Below are 16,532 nucleotides of genomic sequence, written 5' to 3'. Positions count from 1 at the left end.
GGCACAGGCGCCCTCAGCGCGCCAGCACCTCCTCCATCACCCCGGCCACCCAGTCCATGAAGGCCTGCACCCGCCGCGCCACCTGGCGCCGGTGGGCATAGAGCAGCGTCACGGGCAGCGGTTCGGGGCGCAGGTCCGGCAGCACCTCGACCAGCCGGCCGGCCTCGATCATCCCGCGCAGGCCCAGCGCCGGCGCCTGGATCAGGCCCAGCCCCGCCAGGCAGGCCGACTCGTAGGCGAAGGTGTTGTTGACGGTGAGCACGGCGGCCATCGGCAGCATCCGCTGCTCGCCGCCTTCCACGTACTCCCAGCCCGTCGCGGCGCCGCCCAGCGTGGACGAGTAGCGCACCAGCCGGTGGTGCGCCAGGTCCTCCAGCGAGCGCGGCGTGCCGAAGGCGGCCAGGTAGGCGGGGCTGGCCACGTTGATCTGCACCAGCTCGCCCAGCGGCCGCGCCACCAGCCCCGACTCGCGCAGCGCGCCGGCGCGGATCACGCAGTCGAAGCCCTCGTGCACCAGGTCGACCCGGCGGTCGGTGCTGCTGAGCTCGATCTCGATCTGCGGATGCGCCGCGACGAACTCCGGCAGGCGCGGGACGAGCACCTGGCTCGACAGCTGGCCCGGCATGTCCACCCGCAGCCGCCCCCGCAGCGCCGCCGGCTGGCGCTGGAACAGCGCCTGCAGTTCGTCGGCGTCGCCCACCAGCGCCTGCGCGCGCTCGGCGAAGAGCTGGCCGTCGGGCGTCACGCGCACGCTGCGCGTCGTGCGCTGCAGCAGGCGCGTGCCCAATTCCGCCTCGAGCTGCTGGACGACGGTGGACACGCGCGCCCGTGTCAGCCCCAGGCGCTCGGCCGCGCGGGTGAAGCTGGCCGCCTCGGCCACCAGGAGGTAGATGCGCAGCGCGTCAAGGTCCATCAGTTTGTCAATTTTTTCTGAACAGTGAAGCGATTTTCTCTGTATTTATTCATTGATTGTTCCTCCATACAGTCCATTCCAACCCACTCTTCTTCTCGGAAAGGCAGACGCACCATGACCACCACCCCCATCGCACTCATCACCGGCGGCAGCCGCGGGCTCGGCCGCAACGCCGCGCTGCACCTGGCCCGGGCCGGCGTCGACATCGTGCTCACGTACCGCAGCAGTGCATCCGAAGCACAGGCAGTGGTGCAGGAGATCGAGGCCCTGGGCCGGCGCGCCGTCGCCCTGCCGCTGGACGTGTCGCAGCCCCGCGGCTTCGGCGACTTCGCCGCGGCGCTGAAGCAGGCCCTGGCCGGCACCTGGCAGCGCACGCAGTTCGACTACCTCGTCAACAACGCCGGCATCGGCGTGCACGCGGCCTTCGCCGAGACGACCGAGGCGCAGTTCGACGAACTGGTGGCCGTGCACCTGAAGGGGCCGTTCTTCCTCACGCAGGCGCTGCTGCCGCTGATCGCCGACGGCGGGCGCATCCTGAACGTCTCGTCCGGACTGGCGCGCTTCTCGCTGCCCGGCTATGCGGCTTACGCATCGATGAAGGGCGCCATCGAGGTGCTGACGCGCTACCAGGCGCGCGAGCTGGGCACGCGCCGCATCGCGGTCAACGCCATCGCCCCGGGTGCGATCGAGACCGACTTCGGCGGCGGCGCGGTGCGCGACAACGCGCAGCTCAACGCCTTCGTCGCCTCCGTCACGGCGCAGGGCCGCGCCGGGCTGCCGGACGACATCGGCGCCGCCGTCGCCGCGCTGCTGCGGCCCGACAACGGCTGGATGACGGGCCAGCGCATCGAGGTGTCGGGCGGCATGTTCCTCTGAACCGGGGCGGACTCAGCCGGCGGGCCGGAACCATCCGTGCAGGGCGCGGGGCAGCGCCAGCCGCCACCCGCGGCCGCCCGTGCCGGCCGGCACGCACCGCAGCCGGGCCGCCGCGCCGCCCAGCGCGCGCACGGTGATCCAGCCCGCCCGTTCGACCACCCAGCCCTCGCCCTCGTCCAGGCTGCGGCCGACCGGCACGGCCACGTCCGCCAGCCAGCGCGGCGCCTCGTCGATGCGCAGGCGCCCCTGCGACGCGAACACGGCGGTGCCGGCATCGACCGCCAGTTGCAGCGACTGGCCGGCGGCCAGGGGCCGGTCGGGGGGACAGGGATGGGGGCTCATGGTGCGCTCCTGGCGAGGTCTGCGGATGGCTTCATCCTAGGAACGGCCTGCCGTGCGGAACAGGCACACGCGATGCCTTCGTGTGCCGCAACAGCGGGCCGCGCACGGCCTCTGTTATGGTCGTTTTGCGTCCAACTGCATCTGTGCCGGCCGGCCTGCCCGGCGCACCATCGCTCCATGCACACGCCGCCGCGCTACCGCCAGATCGCCCAGCACTACCTGGCCGCGGTGCGGGCCGGCTCGCTCGGCCCGGGTGACCGGCTGCCCTCGCTGCGCGAGCTGATGAAGCTGCACGGCGTGAGCCTGTCCACCGCGCTGCAGGTGTGCCGCACGCTGGAGGCCGAGGGCTGGGCCGAGGCGCGCGAGCGTTCCGGCTACTTCGTGCGGCGCCCGCGCCGCCTGCAGACCACGCCGATGGACGAGCCCGCCGCCGACCGCGCGCCCGACCCGGCGCAGTTCGTCGGCATCCACGAGAAGGTGTCGGACTTCGTCGCCCGCCGCCGCTACAACGAGGTCCGGCTGGACTTCTCCATCGCCCGCGGCGCGCCTGCGCTGTACCCGGCCGAGGCGCTGCGCGCCGCCATCGGCCAAGCGCTGCGGCGCCGGCCCGAGATGCTGACGCTGGCCGCACCCTCGCGCAACCGCACGCCCTTCCGCGAGGCGGTGGCGCAGCGCGCGGTGCGGGTGGGCATGACGCTGGCGCCCGAGGAGGTGCTGCCCACCAACGGCTGCATCGAGGCGCTGAACCTCGCGCTGCGCGCCGTGGCGCAGCCGGGCGACACGGTGGCGGTGGAGTCGCCCACCTTCTACGGCCTGCTGCAAGTGCTCGAGAGCCTGGGCATGCGCGCACTGGAGATCCCCACCAGCCCGCAGACCGGCCTGTCGGTCGAGGCGCTGGAGCTGGCCATCGACGCCTACCGCGACATCAAGGCGGTGGTGGTGGTGCCGCACCTGCAGAACCCCCTGGGCAGCGTGATGCCCGACGCGCACAAGGCGCGGCTGGCGGCGCTGTGCGAGCGCCACGGCATCGCGCTGATCGAGGACGACACCTACAGCGAGCTGCTCGACGCCGAGGCGCCGCCGCGCGCGCTGAAGTCCTTCGACGCCACGGGCAACGTCATCCACTGCGCCTCGCTGCACAAGGTGCTGGCGCCGGGCCTGCGGCTGGGCTGGATCCATGCCGGCCGCTGGCACGCGCGGGTGGAGATGCTCAAGTACGCGCAGACGCGCAGCAACGAGGAGCTGTCGCAGACGGCGGCCGGCCGCTTCATGGCCACCGGCGCCTACGACCGCCACCTGCGCCGGCTGCGCGAGCGGCTGCGCACCCAGCGCGAGCGCACGGCCGACGCCATCGCGCAGCACTTCCCGGCCGGCACGCGCATCAACCTGCCGCCCGGCGGGCTGCAGCTCTGGGTGGAGCTGCCCGGGCGCCTGCCGTCGATGGCGGTGTTCGACGCGGCGCTGCGCGAGCACATCCTGGTGGCGCCGGGCACGCTGTTCTCCAACGGCGCGCGCTTCGACCACTACCTGCGCATCAACTGCGGCTGGCCGTGGTCCGACGCGATCGAGGCCGGGCTGCGGCGGCTCGGCGGCATCGCCTCGGAGCGGCTGGCGCGGATGCCGGGCCGCGCCGCCGAGCCGGCCGCGCGGGTGCGCCCTCAGGCCACCAGCGCGAGTGCCGCGTAGTCGCCGACCTGCTCGCCCAGGCCGGCGGCGGCCAGGCGCACGCCCTGCGTCAGCGCCGGCAGCCGGCCGTCGATCTGCGCCTGCAGGCGCGGCAGCAGGAGGTCGCGGTTGTGCAGGAACACGCTGCCGCCGAGGCTCACGCGCTGCAGGTCGAGCGTGACGACCAGGTTGTAGAGCAGGCGGCCCATCACGCGCACCAGGCCGTCGGTGATCCCGAGGGCACGCGCGTCGCCGGCCCGCGCCGCGCCGAAGAGCTGCGCGGCCGGCATGCCGAAGCGGCGCTCGATGGCGTTGCCCGCCACCAGGCCCTCCACGTCGCCCACGTTGCCGCAGCCGCACAGCGCGTGCTGGTTGTCGTCGTCGGCGACGAAGCTGTGGCCCGCATGGCCGGCGTTGCCGCCCTTGCCGCGCAGGGTGCGACCGTCCACGCACAGGCCGACGCCCACGCCGGTGCTCCAGGTGACGTAGGCGCAGTGGTCCAGCCCCTGCAGCGCGCCCCAGCGGCGCTCGGCCTCCAGCGCGGAGACGGCGTCGTTCTCCACCCGCACGCGGCCGTAGCGGCGGCGCAGCGGCGCCTCGATGACGGCGCTGGTCCAGTCGTTGGGCAGCCCGCGGGCCGGGCCGGCCAGGCCGCCGCAGATGTTGGGCGTGGCGAGTTCGACGGCGCCGCCGGCGTCGAGGATGAAGGGGCCCGCCGCCGACACGCCCACGCCGTCCACCGACGCGGCCGGCACGCCGAGCTGCGCGCAGGCCGCGTCGATCAGGCGCATGACCTGCTGCGCGACGGCGTCGGGTGCGCCCTCCTTGGCGGTCGGCTCGGCCTGGCGGGCCTGGAGTTCCTTCCGGCCGTCTTCGGCCAGGCTGACGGCGACCTTGGTGCCGCCGATGTCGACGCAGGCTTTCATCGTGCTCCGGAGTGCAAGGGCTTCACAACAACCGCGCGACCAGCGCCGCCAGCAGGCTCAGCGCCACCGTGCTGGCGATCGGCAGTTGCCAGATGCGCCCGAAGGCGCGGAACTCGAAGTCGCCCGGCAGCCGGCCGAAGCCCAGCTTGCGCAGCCAGCCCGTGAGGCCCTGCATCAGCAGCAGGGCCACGACGACGACGAGCAGCCAGCGCAGCATGCAAGCTCACTGGGCCTGCAGCACCGCCAGCGCCGCGCGGTGCAGCTCGGGCGTGGCGGCGGCGACCACGCGGCAGTCGGGCTGCAGGCCCAGCGGGCGGCCCTCCCAGTCGGTGATCACGCCGCCCGCGGCTTCGATGACGCCGGCCGGGCCGAGGTAGTCGTAGGGCTGCAGGCCGGTCTCCACGACCAGGTCGATCGTGCCACCCGCCAGTTGCGCGTAGCCGTAGCAGTCGCCACCGAAGCGGCGCATCGCGCACCGGCGGCTCAAGGCGTCGAAGACGGCCCAGTCGGCCGGCGCGAAGATGTCGGGCGAGGTGGTGACGATGCGCGCCTCGGCCAGTCGCGTGCAGCCGCGCACGCGCACCGGCTGGCCGTTGCGCATGGCCACGCCGTCCTGGCCGATCCAGCGCTCGCCCAGCACCGGCATGTCGATCATGCCCAGCTCGACGCGCCCGCCCGAGAACGCGGCGATCAGCGTGCCCCACAGCGGCGAGCCGGTGATGAAGCTGCGCGTGCCGTCGATCGGGTCGAGCACCCACACGCGCCCGGCATCCAGGCGCTGCTGGCCGTGCTCCTCGCCGTAGATGCCGTCCTCGGGCGCCTGCGCGGCGAGCACGTCGCGCATCGCCTGCTCGGCCGCGCGGTCGGCCAGCGTGACGGGGCTGTCGTCGGCCTTGGTGACGATCTCCAGCGGCTGGCGGAAATAGGCCATCGACTGCCGCGCGGCGGCATCGGCGAGGGCGTGGGCGGTGGCGAGCAGCGGGTGGATGGCAGGCGGCATGGCCGCATTAGACCGCAGCCGCGCGACGCTGCCGGGCATCGACCGTCACTGCATCACGCACCGCCGGCGGCGTACCGAGCGCCGCAGAACCGACGGCCGCGGAGCAGGCCATGCGGGAACACCCACGGAACCGGCTTGGCCGGGCCGTCGGGTGTGCCCCCTTGAGGGGGTTGGCGAAACGGAACGAAGTCCGCGGAGACTGGGGGTGTCTGTTTCACAGGCGCAGGAAGGTGCTGCGGTAGTGCACCAGCTCGTCGATGGACTCGTGCACGTCGGCCAGCGCGGTGTGGGCCTGCTGCTTCTTGAAGGCGGCGTAGGCGGCCGGCTTCCAGCGCCGCGCCAGCTCCTTGAGGGTGCTGACGTCCAGGTTGCGGTAGTGGAAGTACGCCTCCAGCTTCGGCATGTACTTGACCAGGAAGCGCCGGTCCTGCCCGATGGTGTTGCCGCACATGGGCGAGCCGTGCTTCGGCACGTAGCGGGCGATGAAGTCCAGCAGTTGCTGCTCGGCCGCAGCCTCGTCGAGCGTGGAGGCGCGCACCTTGTCGATCAGGCCGCTGCGCCCGTGCGTGCCCTTGTTCCAGGCGTCCATGCCGTCCAGCACGGCCTCGCTCTGGTGGATGACCAGCACCGGGCCCTCGATGCGCGGCGCCAGGTCGGGGCCGGTGACGACGACGGCGATCTCCAGCAGGCGTTCCTTCTCGGGGTCCAGGCCGCTCATCTCGCAGTCCAGCCAGACCAGGTTCTGGTCGCTCTTGCGCAGTTCGGCGGGGGCGGAGGCAATGGAGGTATCGGGCATCGGCGCATTGTCCACGACGCGTTTCGGGCCGCGGGGCCGCCACTACACTCGGCATCCCCCATGAACGCCTCGCTCGCCTTCACCCTCGCCTTCTCGGCCATGCTGGTCCTGAGCCTGGCCGTGCGGTTCTGGCTGGCCAGCCGCCAGATCCGCCACGTGGCGCGCCACCGCGACGCCGTGCCACCTCCCTTCGACCGCAGCATCGGCCTGGCGGCGCACCGCCGGGCGGCCGACTACACCATCGCCAAGGCCCGCTTCGGCCTGCTGGAGATGGCCTGGGGCGCGGCCGTGCTGCTGGGCTGGACGCTGCTGGGCGGGCTGGACCTGCTCAACCGGCTGCTGCTGGAGGGGATGGGCCCGGGCCTGGTACAGCAGCTCGCCCTGCTGGCCGCCTTCAGCCTCGCCGGCAGCCTGCTGGAGCTGCCCTTCACCCTGTGGCAGACCTTCCGCCTGGAGCAGCGCTTCGGCTTCAACCGCATGACCTGGAAGCTGTGGCTGGCCGACGCCGTGCGGGGCCTGCTGCTGGGCGCGGCGCTCGGGCTGCCGCTGGCGGCGCTGGTGCTGTGGCTGATGGGTGCGGCCGGCACGCTGTGGTGGCTGTGGGCCTGGGGCGCGCTGGTGCTGTGGACGGCGCTGCTGCAGTTCATCGTGCCCACCTGGATCGCGCCCCTGTTCAACAAGTTCGAGCCGCTGGCCGACGCCTCGCTCAAGGAGCGCGTCAACGCGCTGATGGCCCGCTGCGGCTTCGTCGCCAAGGGCCTGTTCGTCATGGACGGCAGCCGCCGCAGCGCGCACGCCAACGCCTACTTCACCGGCTTCGGCGCGGCCAAGCGGGTGGTGTTCTTCGACACGCTGCTGCAGCAGCTCGCCCCCGGCGAGGTCGAGGCCGTGCTGGCGCACGAGCTGGGCCACTTCCGCCACCGCCACATCCTCAAGCGCATGGCGCTGATGGCGCTGCTGGGCCTGGCCGGCTTCGCGCTGCTGGGCTGGGTGTCGGGGCAGGTCTGGTTCTACACCGGGCTGGGCGTGCAGCCGTCGATGGCCGGCGCCAACGACGCGCTCGCGCTGGTGCTGTTCATGCTCGCCGTGCCGGTGTTCGGCTGGTTCGTCGCCCCGCTGATGGCGCAGCTGTCGCGCCGCGACGAGTTCGAGGCCGACGCCTTCGCGATCGCGCAGACCAGCGGGCGCGACCTCTCGGCGGCGCTGCTCAAGCTCTACCAGGACAATGCCTCCACCCTCACCCCCGACCCGGTGTACGTGAGGTTCTACTACTCGCACCCGCCGGCCAGCGAGCGCCTGGCCCGCATGGGCGCCTGAAAACCCTTCTCAAGGAACCCGCCATGAGCGACAGCATGCTGACCATCCGCGACTGGAAGGGCGTGGCCCGCAAGGCGCTGAAACCCAGCGAGGTCGTCGCCGGCCTGGCCAAGCTGGAAGGCTGGTCGCTGCGCGGCGACGGCGCCGACGTCGCGATCGAGAAGACCTACCGCTTCGCCGACTACTTCGAGACCATCGCCTTCGTGAACGCGCTGGCCCTGATCGCCCACCGCGAAGACCACCACCCCGACCTGTCGGTGCACTACAACCGCTGCGTGGTGCGCTTTTCCACGCACGATGTGGGCGGCATCTCGGTCACCGACCTGGACTGCGCGCGCCGGGCCGACGCGCTGCTCATGCCGCTGCGGTGAACGCCTGATGGGCAAGCGCGGCGCGGCGCCGGCGGCATCGGATCCCACGCTGCGCGAGGGGCTGGTCGTCGCCAGCCACGGCCGGCACTGCATCGTCGAGACGCCCGACGGCGAGCGCCGCATCTGCCATCCGCGCGGCAAGAAGAGCCAGGCGGTGGTCGGCGACCGCGTGCTGTGGCGGCCCAGCGAGGACGAGGGCACCATCGAGCGCGTGCAGGCGCGGCGCAACCTGTTCTACCGGCAGGACGAAGTTCGCACCAAGTCCTTCGCCGCCAACCTCGACCAGGTGCTGATCCTGCTGGCGGCCGAGCCCGAGTTCTCCGAGCAGCAGCTCGCCCGCGCGCTGATCGCGGCCGAGGCGGAACACATCCGGCCCATCATCGCGCTCAACAAGAGCGACCTGGTGGAACCCTTCGAGCGCGCCTGGGCGCGGCTGGCGGCCTACCGCCGCATGCACTACGGCGTGATGCCGCTGTCGCTGGCGGCCTCGGGCGAGGTCGACCGCGAGGCGCTGATGCGCCGGCTGCAGGGGCACACCACGCTGGTGCTCGGCCCCTCGGGCGCGGGCAAGAGCACGCTCATCAACCTGCTGGTGCCCGGCGCGGCGGCGCTCACGGGCGAGATCTCGCAGGCCCTCAACAGCGGCCGGCACACCACCACCACGACCACCTGGTACTGGGTGGACGAAGCGCGCGGCACGGCGCTCATCGACTCGCCGGGTTTCCAGGAATTCGGCCTGCGCCACATCGAGCCCACGCGACTGGCGGCGCTGATGCCCGACATCGCCGAGCACGCGGGCGAGTGCCGCTTCTACAACTGCACCCACCTGCACGAGCCGGGCTGCGGCGTGCGGGCGCAGGTGGAGCCGGCCGGCGACATCAGCGCCGCCCGCCACCGGATCTACGGCGAGCTGTTCGCCGAGTTGAGCGCCCCCGAGCGGTATTGATCAGGCGGCCAGGACGGCCTGCAGCGCGGCGACCAGCGCGCTGCACTGGTCCCGCGTGCCGATGCTGATGCGCAGCCAGGCATCGATGCGCGGCTGGCGGAAGTGGCGCACCAGCACCGCCCGCTCGCGCAGCGCGGCGGCCAGCGCCGCCGCATCGCGCCGAGGATGCCGGGCGAAGACGAAGTTGGCCTGCGAGGGCAGCACCTCGAAGCCCAGGTCCTCGAGCTGCAGCGCCAGGCCCTCACGCGTGTCCATCACCTCGCGGCAGCCGCGGCGGAAGGCCGCCTCGTCCTCCAGCGAGGCCAGCGCGCCGGCCTGTGCCAGCCGGTCGAGCGGGTACGAGTTGAAGCTGTTCTTGACGCGGTTCAGCGCCTCGACCAGCGGCGCCTGCCCCAGCGCGAAGCCCACCCGCAGCCCGGCCAGCGAGCGCGACTTGGACATCGTCTGCACCACCAGCAGGTTGGGATGCCGCGCGATCAGGCCCACGGCGCTCTCGCCGCCGAAGTCCACGTAGGCCTCGTCCACCAGCAGCACGCGCTGCGGCGCCGCGGCCAGCAGCCGCTCGACGGCCGCCAGCGGCAGGCCGATGCCGGTCGGCGCGTTGGGGTTGGCGACGACGATACCGCCGCAGCCCTGCGCCGCGCGCGCGGCCAGCGCCTCCACGTCGATGCGCAGGCCGGCGTCCACCGGCACCGTCTCGGCCGGGATGCCGTAGAGCTGCGCCCACACGCGGTAGAAGCTGTAGGTCACGTCGGGGAACAGCAGCGGCTCGGCGCGGCGGAAGAAGGCGAAGAAGGCATGCCCCAGCACCTCGTCCGAGCCGTTGCCGACGAAGACCTGCATCGGCGCCAGCCCCAGCCGCGCGGCCAGCGCCTCGCGCAGGGCGGTGGATTCCGGGTCGGGATAGCGCTCCAGCCCCTCGTGCGCCGCCCGGGCGATGGCCTGCGTGACATGCGCCGACGGCGGCAGCGGATGCTCGTTGGTGTTGAGCTTGACCAGCCCGGGGATGCGCGGCTGCTCGCCGGGCACGTAGGGCTCCAGGCCGGCGACGCCGGGGCTCCAGAAAGGGGATTCAGCGTTCACGGCAAAAAGAGGTCAACCGAGCAGGCGTGCAAGGGTCAACAAAGCCAGCAGCACCATCCACATCACGACCGAGCGCCAGACCAGCCCCACCACGCTGCGCAGGTGCGCCGGCTGCGGCTCGCGCCCCGGCGTGCTGCCGCTGGGCAGGGCGGCCGCCGCGCCGCCGGACTCGCCGGCCTGCGCCTGCGGCAGCGTCTCGGGCAGCGGCATGGAGCGCAGCTGCCCGCCGCCCAGGCGCACGTTGAGTGCGCCCGAGGTGGCGGCGAGGATCACGCCGTCGTTGGGATGCGGGAAGCGGCGCGCGTCGTTGCGCCAGCAGTCGATCGCGTCCTCGAAGCTGCCGACCACCGCGAAGCCGAGCGCGGTGATGCGCGCCGGCAGCCAGTCGATCGCGCCCCAGGCGCGGGCCGAGGCCTGCTGCACCGACTCGCTGGCCGGCTGCACCGAGGCGTGGCTCTTGTGCGCCCAGTAGCGCGCCACGAACTCGCTCATGCGGTAGAACACCGCGCCCGCCGGCCCCAGCCCGATGGCCGCCAGCACCGAGAACCAGGCCAGCACGCCGAACACGTGCCGGTGCGCGGCGATGACGGAGTACTCGATCACGTGGCGCACGATCTCGCTGCGCGGCAGGTCGGCGGCGTCCACCTGCTTCCAGTGCGCCAGCAGCGAGCGCGCCAGCGCCTCGTCGCCGATGTCCAGCGCGTCGCGGATGCCGGTGAAGTGATGGCTGAACTGCCGGAAGCCCAGCGTGACGTAGAGCACCGCCACGCTCCAGAGCACGGCGAAGGGCAGGCCCGCGAAGTGCAGCAGCGCCCAGTGGATGCCCAGCGCCAGCAGGGTGGGCACGCCCACCGCCAGCGTCCATGCCACCCAGCCGTGGTGCGGCCTGCCCGCGTCGAAGTTGCGGCTGGTCCAGCGGGTCCAGGCCAGCACGGCGCCGTACACGGGGTTGTTGAGGCCAAGCGGGCGCACCTGCTCGATCAGCAGCGCACACAGGATGGCGAAGAAGCTCATCCCTGGATGATAGGCGGGCGTGCCCGCCAACCCCGGGCGGTGTTCAGGCGCTGAGGAAGCGGTAGAGGTTGCGCAGCATGCCGGCCGTCGCGCCCCACACGTAGCGCTCGTGCGGGCCGTCCTGGTAGGGCATGGAGAACCAGTGGCGGGCGTTCGGGCCCTCCTCCATCTGGTGGCGGCGGTGGTGCGCCGGGTCCATCAGGAAGGCCAGCGGCACCTCGAACACGTCGGCCACCTCGCCGGGGTTGGGCCGCAGCCGGAAGCCCGGCTCGACCAGCGCCACCACCGGCGTGACGACGAAGGCGGTGACGGTGGTGTAGGTGGGCAACTGGCCCAGCACCTCGATGAAGCCGGCGGACAGCCCCACCTCCTCCCACGCCTCGCGCAGGGCGGCGGCGGCCACGTTCGCGTCCTCGGGGTCCACCCGCCCGCCCGGGAAGGCGATCTGCCCGGAGTGGGTGGACATGCGCGTGGCCCGCTCGGTCAGCAGCACGGTCGGCTCGGCCCGCTGCACGATGGGCACCAGCACGGCGGCCTGGGCCGGCGCGCGCTCGGTCATGCGCGGCTCGCGCCGCAGTTCGGGCGTCCACGCCGGCGGGTGGGCGAAGCGCTCGCGCAGGGCGTCGGCCACGAGGCGCCGCGGGTCGACCGCGGGCAGGTCGCTGTCCACCCTGGACACCGGCACGGCGCGCGGATCGACGACCGGCGCCATCGGCGGCAGGACGTTGATCACTTCGGGGGCGGCGTGCGAGGCGGTGGTCAATGGGGGCTTTCGAACTGCTGATGAAGATATAACGATTTGAACGACCTGCGGGATGAACGGCGGTTCCCGGCAAAAATCACGGAAAGCGCGGCGCCGTGTGCGCCGGAAAGCAAAAAGGCCGCCCGGAGGCGGCCTGTGCATCGCGCATCGGGGCGCGCAGCCTTTATTCGGCGGCTGCGGCGGCAGCGGCGCCGGACGACTTGCCGGGCAGCTTTTCCTTGATGCGGGCGGAACGGCCGCTGCGCTCGCGCAGGTAGTACAGCTTGGCGCGGCGGACGTCGCCGCGGCGCTTGACCTCGATGCCGGCGATCAGCGGGCTGTAGGTCTGGAAGGTGCGCTCGACGCCTTCGCCACTGGAGATCTTGCGCACGGTGAAGGCGCTGTTCAGGCCGCGGTTGCGCTTGGCGATCACCACGCCCTCGTAGGCCTGCACGCGCTTGCGGCTGCCTTCGACGACGTTGACGCTGACGATCACGGTGTCGCCGGGGGCGAACGCGGGGATCTTCTTGCCCAGGCGGGCGATTTCCTCTTGCTCGAGGGTTTGGATGAGGTTCATGGCTTCCTGCATGCGATCGTGCCCGCGCTACACGTGAAAGGCGGCGGTGCTGCAACGAGCAGGCGGTGCCGCGGCCGGGCAGAGGATCGGAAAAGCCTTTGATTATAGCTTTTTTGCCAGCAGTATCTCGTCGGCCTTGTCCAGCCGGCCGGCGGCGCGCGCGGCGTCGATCAGGTCCGGCCGGCGCTCGGCGGTGATCGCCAGGCGCTGGTCGCGCCGCCAGCGCTCGATCTGCGCGTGGTGGCCCGACAGCAGCGGCGCCGGCACGCCCTGCCCGCGCCAGACCTCGGGCCGGGTGTAGTGCGGGCAGTCCAGCAGCCCGTCCAGGGCCGGGTTGAAGCTGTCCTGCGCATGGCCGGCCTCGTCGCCCAGCACGCCGGGCTGCAGGCGCGCCACGGCGTCCAGCAGCGCCATCGCCGCGACCTCGCCGCCCGAGAGCACGAAGTCGCCCAGGCTGATCTGGTGGGTGACGCACTGGTCGATGAAGCGCTGGTCCAGGCCCTCGTAGCGGCCGCACACCAGCACGGCGCCCTCGGCATCGCCGGCCCAGCGCTGGGCCACGGCGTGCGAGAGGCGCTCGCCGACGGGCGAGAACAGCACCACCGGCGCCTGCGGTTCGCCGCGGTCGGTCAGCGCCGCGTCCAGGCAGGCGGCCAGCGGCTCGGCCATCATCACCATGCCGGGGCCGCCGCCGAAGGGCCGGTCGTCGACGCGGCGGTAGTTGCCCTGCGCGAAGTCGCGCGGGTTCCACAGCACCACCTGCACCTGCCCCGACGCATAGGCGCGGCGCGTCACGCCGCTTTCGAGGAAGGGCGCGAACAGTTCGGGAAACAGCGTCAGGACGTCGAAGCGCATGGCATCGCTCCGAGCATCAGTAGTCCGGTTGCCAGTCGACGGTGATGAGGCGGCCTTCGAGGTCCACCTTGTCGACGAAGGCGGAGACGAAGGGGATCATGCGCTCCACGGCCTTGCCGTCCTGCTCGGCGTCGAGCACCAGCGTGGTCTGCGGGCCGGTGGCCAGCAGCTCGCGCACCGTGCCCAGCGGCACACCCTCGCGGTTGACCACCGGCAGGCCGATCAGGTCGACCCAGTAGTACTCGTCCTCGGCGGGCGTGGGGAAGCTGGAGCGCGGCACGAACACGCGCGCGCCGCGCAGGGCCTCGGCGGCGGTGCGGTCGGGCACCTCCGGCGAGGCGGCAACGATGCTGTCGGCGTGCTCGCGCGCCTCGCGCACCGGCAGGCGGAAGGCCTGGGTGGGTGCGTCCTGGCCGGCGCCGGGCGGCACCAGGAACCAGCGGCGGGAAGAAAAAAGCGCCTCGGGCTGGGCGCTGTGGGGAAGGACCTTGAACCAGCCCTTGACGCCCCAGGCGTCGAGGATGCGCCCTACCTCGATGGCGTCCGCCGGCAGGGCGGCGGCTTCGAGCGTGGGCAGCATCGCCTGGGTTCGGACGCTCAGGGCGCCGGCGGGCGCAATCAGGCGGCGGCCTGGGGAGCCGCGGCGGCGGCCTGCTTGATCAGGCGCGCGACGGTGGGCGAGGCCTGGGCGCCGACGCCCTGCCAGTAGCTCAGGCGGTCCTGGGCGACGCGGATGCTTTCCTCACCGCCCTTGGCGGCCGGGTTGTAGAAACCCAGGCGCTCGATGAAGCGGCCGTCGCGGCGGGTGCGCTTGTCGGCCACGACGATGTTGAAGAACGGGCGATGCTTGGAGCCGCCGCGCGAGAGTCGGATCACGACCATGATTTATCCTTCGGGTGGAGTGGCGCCCCGGTGAAAACGGGCTTCCGGAACGCGCCGATGTTTCCCCAGCGTTGAGACACGCGACTTGGCCACCCGGCCAGCGACACGCTGGAAAGCCTTCCATTATAGCCCGCCCTTTCCCCACTTCATGCAGCAGCGTTTCCGCCCGCGCCGCGACGAGCACGTCGCCGCCACCGCCACCCCCGTTCCTCCTGCCTGCCGCCAGCGCCGTGGCACCGGCGAGGCGCCGCGATGACGGCCGCCGCCGCCGCTGCGCGGCCCCGGCCGCGCAGCAAGACAGTCGCCGCCTGGCTGGCCTTCCTGGGCGGGCCGCTGGGCCTGCACCGCTTCTACCTGCACGGCCTGGGCGACTGGCTGGGCTGGCTGCTGCCGATCCCGACCGCGCTGGGCCTGTACGGCATCGAGCGCGCGCGCATGTACGGGCTGGACGACCAGGCGAGCTGGGTACTGATCCCCTTCGTCGGCTTCACCTTCGCCGGCTGCGCGCTGACGGCCATCATCTACGGCCTGATGGCGCCCGAGAAGTGGAACGCCCGCCACAACCCCGGCCTGCCCGCCGACGCGGCGCCGGGCCGCACGAACTGGTTCACCGTCGGCGCGGTGGGGCTGGCCCTGTTCTTCGGCGCCACGGTGCTGATGTCCAGCCTGGTGTTCAGCTTCCAGCGCTACTTCGAGCACCAGATCGAAGAGGGGCGCAAGATCTCGCAGTAGGCGGCAAGCCAGGCGCGGGCCGCGCGCTCAGACCAGGCCGTGGTCGAGGAGGAAGCGCCTGCGCCCCTGCACGAACATCGGCCGGCCGCGGTTGATCAGCGCCCGCACGACCATGGCGCGGGTGTCGGCGTCCACGTCGCTCATCAGCATTTCGCAGTCGTGCTCCAGGTAGATGTCGCGTGCGATCAGGTCGCGCTTGACGATCGGGCAGCCCATCAGGGTGCGGAAGAGCCCGAAGCCGAGGTGCACCTGGCTGCCCTGCGTCACCTCCAGCATGAGCCTGTCGATCAGCGCCTGCCGGGCCAGCGACTCGGCCATCTCCACGGTGAGCCGGTTGTCGGCCACCAGGGTGACGGCCGCTGCCTGGGCCGCCTGCGAGGACTGCGCGCGCCGCGCCTCGTCGGCCGCCTTGCATTGCTGCGCCAGTTGCGCCTTCCTGGCCGCGCGGTAGTTGCCCAGGGTCGGCGCGGCGGAAGGCTCCAGCGCCGGGCGGGCCGCCGCATCCGGCGCGGCCGCGGCGGCATCGTCCACCGCGGGCGCACGCACGGCGACGACGGGCTCGGAAACCGACAGCGGCTCGATCAGCCGCAGGGCCGACATCGACTGGGCCACGAGATGGTCCAGCGGCTGCAGCCGGAACGCGGGGCGCATGACGTTGATCATCGACATCAGCGTGCGCAGGTCCAGCGCGTGCAGGCGCCGCACGAGTTTCTCCGCGCCGTAGACCACGTCGATGGTGAAACCGCAGCGCTTGAGGCAGGCGGACAACCCCACCTCGCCGTGCAGGATGGCGTGGGGACGCAGGTCGTAGGGCCGGTAGCGCTGCCAGAACTGCTGGACATGGCGGTGGCCGAAGACCCGGCCGCCCACCGACAGCGCGTAGGAGCCCAGGTGGTGCGCCTTCTCGTGGTTCTCGAAGGCGCCGGTCACGTCGAACGCGCCGCCGCACAGGTCGCGCACCAGCGCGTCCAGGCGCTCGCCTTTCAGATAGAAGATGCTGTCGTTGAAATACAGCACGCGCTGCGGCCGCAGGCCCTGGGCATGCAGGTGCAGGCTGGCGGCCCGGTAGGCCCCCATGTCGCGCCCCACGTTGCGCCGCACCAGCACCCGGTGCGCACGCTCCAGCAGGCGGTCGTGCTCGCCTGGCGACAGGCGGCCGTTGCACACCACGATGGCATTGACGCCCGCGCGCTCCAGGGCATCCAGCAGGGCCATGAAGTCGGACGTGAGGCCGAACCGCGCGTACTTGACCACGATCGCGTACAGCCCGCCGGCGGCCGGGCGCGACGTCTCGTCGCTGAGGAAGCGCGGGCGCGAGTCCAGCGCCACGCTCGGCCACTGCCGCACTTTCGTCGCGGTGCAGTACCCGACATAGGCCAGGCGGATCGACATCAGCCGAAGCCGGGAAAGCAGCGATGGCATGCGGACTCCTCTTCGCGGAGCCCAGCCCGTGAGCTCTCTGTTAACCTTTGTCAAATAGTGTATCTGGGCGCCT

General features: G+C 72.3%; 20 protein-coding genes. 6 read left to right on the top strand and 14 right to left on the bottom strand.

Features of this window, described 5'->3' with window-relative positions:
• Window positions 1-13: 13 nt before the first annotated feature.
• The gene (locus Q392_RS29670) at window positions 14-913 is read right to left on the bottom strand and encodes a LysR family transcriptional regulator (protein ID WP_038217886.1); all 900 of its coding nucleotides are present in this window, start codon (window positions 911-913) and stop codon (window positions 14-16) included.
• A gap of 114 nt (window positions 914-1,027) precedes the next feature.
• Here Q392_RS29670 and Q392_RS29665 point away from each other — a divergent pair, with 114 nt between their 5' ends.
• Window positions 1,028-1,789 carry an SDR family NAD(P)-dependent oxidoreductase gene (locus Q392_RS29665; protein WP_038217874.1) on the top strand — a complete coding sequence of 254 codons (762 nt, stop codon included), beginning with the start codon at window positions 1,028-1,030 and terminating at the stop codon, window positions 1,787-1,789.
• A gap of 12 nt (window positions 1,790-1,801) precedes the next feature.
• Here the strand turns inward: Q392_RS29665 and Q392_RS29660 are convergent, their stop codons facing one another.
• Entirely contained in the window at window positions 1,802-2,131 is a 330-nt protein-coding gene (locus Q392_RS29660; protein ID WP_051954091.1) for a hypothetical protein, read from the bottom strand.
• Window positions 2,132-2,308: 177 nt separating this feature from the next.
• On the opposite strand from Q392_RS29660, the gene Q392_RS29655 reads away from it, so the two are divergent.
• The gene (locus tag Q392_RS29655; RefSeq protein WP_051954090.1) at window positions 2,309-3,817 is read left to right on the top strand and encodes an aminotransferase-like domain-containing protein; all 1,509 of its coding nucleotides are present in this window, start codon (window positions 2,309-2,311) and stop codon (window positions 3,815-3,817) included.
• On the opposite strand, the gene Q392_RS29650 is transcribed toward Q392_RS29655, so the two are convergent.
• From Q392_RS29650 to orn, 4 genes are all read right to left on the bottom strand, one after another.
• Window positions 3,790-4,722 (bottom strand): ROK family protein, encoded by a 933-nt coding sequence (locus Q392_RS29650; protein WP_038217871.1) that lies wholly within the window; start codon window positions 4,720-4,722, stop codon window positions 3,790-3,792. The genes Q392_RS29655 and Q392_RS29650 overlap by 28 nt on opposite strands.
• A 22-nt stretch (window positions 4,723-4,744) precedes the next feature.
• The gene (locus Q392_RS29645) at window positions 4,745-4,939 is read right to left on the bottom strand and encodes a DUF2905 family protein (RefSeq protein WP_038217856.1); all 195 of its coding nucleotides are present in this window, start codon (window positions 4,937-4,939) and stop codon (window positions 4,745-4,747) included.
• Window positions 4,940-4,945: 6 nt separating this feature from the next.
• On the bottom strand, window positions 4,946-5,722 hold the full coding sequence (hisN, locus tag Q392_RS29640) for a histidinol-phosphatase (RefSeq protein WP_038217853.1): 777 nt from the start codon (window positions 5,720-5,722) through the stop codon (window positions 4,946-4,948).
• A gap of 214 nt (window positions 5,723-5,936) precedes the next feature.
• A complete protein-coding gene (orn, locus tag Q392_RS29635) occupies window positions 5,937-6,518 on the bottom strand; it encodes an oligoribonuclease (RefSeq protein ID WP_038217850.1) in 582 nt (193 codons plus the stop codon).
• A 60-nt stretch (window positions 6,519-6,578) separates the two neighbouring features.
• Between orn and Q392_RS29630 the strand changes: the two genes are divergently transcribed.
• Genes Q392_RS29630 through rsgA form a run of 3 tightly spaced genes read left to right on the top strand, consistent with a single transcriptional unit; the run spans window position 6,579 to window position 9,152 of the window.
• Complete coding sequence (locus tag Q392_RS29630; RefSeq protein ID WP_038217847.1) at window positions 6,579-7,835, top strand: M48 family metallopeptidase; 1,257 nt, start codon at window positions 6,579-6,581, stop codon at window positions 7,833-7,835.
• 23 nt (window positions 7,836-7,858) lie between these two features.
• The gene (locus Q392_RS29625; protein WP_038217844.1) at window positions 7,859-8,206 is read left to right on the top strand and encodes a 4a-hydroxytetrahydrobiopterin dehydratase; all 348 of its coding nucleotides are present in this window, start codon (window positions 7,859-7,861) and stop codon (window positions 8,204-8,206) included.
• Window positions 8,207-8,213: 7 nt separating this feature from the next.
• On the top strand, window positions 8,214-9,152 hold the full coding sequence (gene rsgA / locus Q392_RS29620; protein ID WP_038217842.1) for a ribosome small subunit-dependent GTPase A: 939 nt from the start codon (window positions 8,214-8,216) through the stop codon (window positions 9,150-9,152).
• Here rsgA and hisC read toward each other — a convergent pair whose 3' ends face one another.
• From hisC to rpsP, 7 genes are all read right to left on the bottom strand, one after another.
• Window positions 9,153-10,235: a histidinol-phosphate transaminase gene (gene hisC / locus Q392_RS29615; protein ID WP_038217839.1), complete on the bottom strand. Its 1,083-nt coding sequence runs from the start codon at window positions 10,233-10,235 to the stop codon at window positions 9,153-9,155.
• A 12-nt stretch (window positions 10,236-10,247) separates the two neighbouring features.
• On the bottom strand, window positions 10,248-11,249 hold the full coding sequence (locus Q392_RS29610; RefSeq protein ID WP_038217836.1) for a CobD/CbiB family protein: 1,002 nt from the start codon (window positions 11,247-11,249) through the stop codon (window positions 10,248-10,250).
• 43 nt (window positions 11,250-11,292) lie between these two features.
• Window positions 11,293-11,961 (bottom strand): CoA pyrophosphatase, encoded by a 669-nt coding sequence (locus tag Q392_RS29605; protein WP_051954097.1) that lies wholly within the window; start codon window positions 11,959-11,961, stop codon window positions 11,293-11,295.
• 214 nt (window positions 11,962-12,175) lie between these two features.
• Window positions 12,176-12,568, bottom strand: a complete 393-nt coding sequence (gene rplS, locus Q392_RS29600; protein ID WP_038217830.1) for a 50S ribosomal protein L19 — start codon at window positions 12,566-12,568, stop codon at window positions 12,176-12,178.
• Window positions 12,569-12,670: 102 nt separating this feature from the next.
• Window positions 12,671-13,423, bottom strand: a complete 753-nt coding sequence (trmD, locus tag Q392_RS29595) for a tRNA (guanosine(37)-N1)-methyltransferase TrmD (RefSeq protein ID WP_038217827.1) — start codon at window positions 13,421-13,423, stop codon at window positions 12,671-12,673.
• Between the two features lie 16 nt (window positions 13,424-13,439).
• Window positions 13,440-14,003, bottom strand: a complete 564-nt coding sequence (rimM, locus tag Q392_RS29590; RefSeq protein WP_038217817.1) for a ribosome maturation factor RimM — start codon at window positions 14,001-14,003, stop codon at window positions 13,440-13,442.
• A 38-nt stretch (window positions 14,004-14,041) separates the two neighbouring features.
• Entirely contained in the window at window positions 14,042-14,305 is a 264-nt protein-coding gene (gene rpsP / locus Q392_RS29585; protein WP_038217815.1) for a 30S ribosomal protein S16, read from the bottom strand.
• A gap of 252 nt (window positions 14,306-14,557) precedes the next feature.
• Between rpsP and Q392_RS29580 the strand changes: the two genes are divergently transcribed.
• On the top strand, window positions 14,558-15,037 hold the full coding sequence (locus Q392_RS29580; RefSeq protein ID WP_051954089.1) for an NINE protein: 480 nt from the start codon (window positions 14,558-14,560) through the stop codon (window positions 15,035-15,037).
• Window positions 15,038-15,064: 27 nt separating this feature from the next.
• Here Q392_RS29580 and Q392_RS29575 read toward each other — a convergent pair whose 3' ends face one another.
• Window positions 15,065-16,459, bottom strand: a complete 1,395-nt coding sequence (locus Q392_RS29575; protein ID WP_051954088.1) for a rhamnan synthesis F family protein — start codon at window positions 16,457-16,459, stop codon at window positions 15,065-15,067.
• Window positions 16,460-16,532: the final 73 nt, after the last annotated feature.

The organism is Xenophilus azovorans DSM 13620, from assembly GCF_000745855.1.
GTDB lineage: Bacteria > Pseudomonadota > Gammaproteobacteria > Burkholderiales > Burkholderiaceae_C > Xenophilus > Xenophilus azovorans.
Note: the sequence above shows the minus strand (reverse complement) of the source record. Positions and strands in the feature narration are given on the sequence as shown.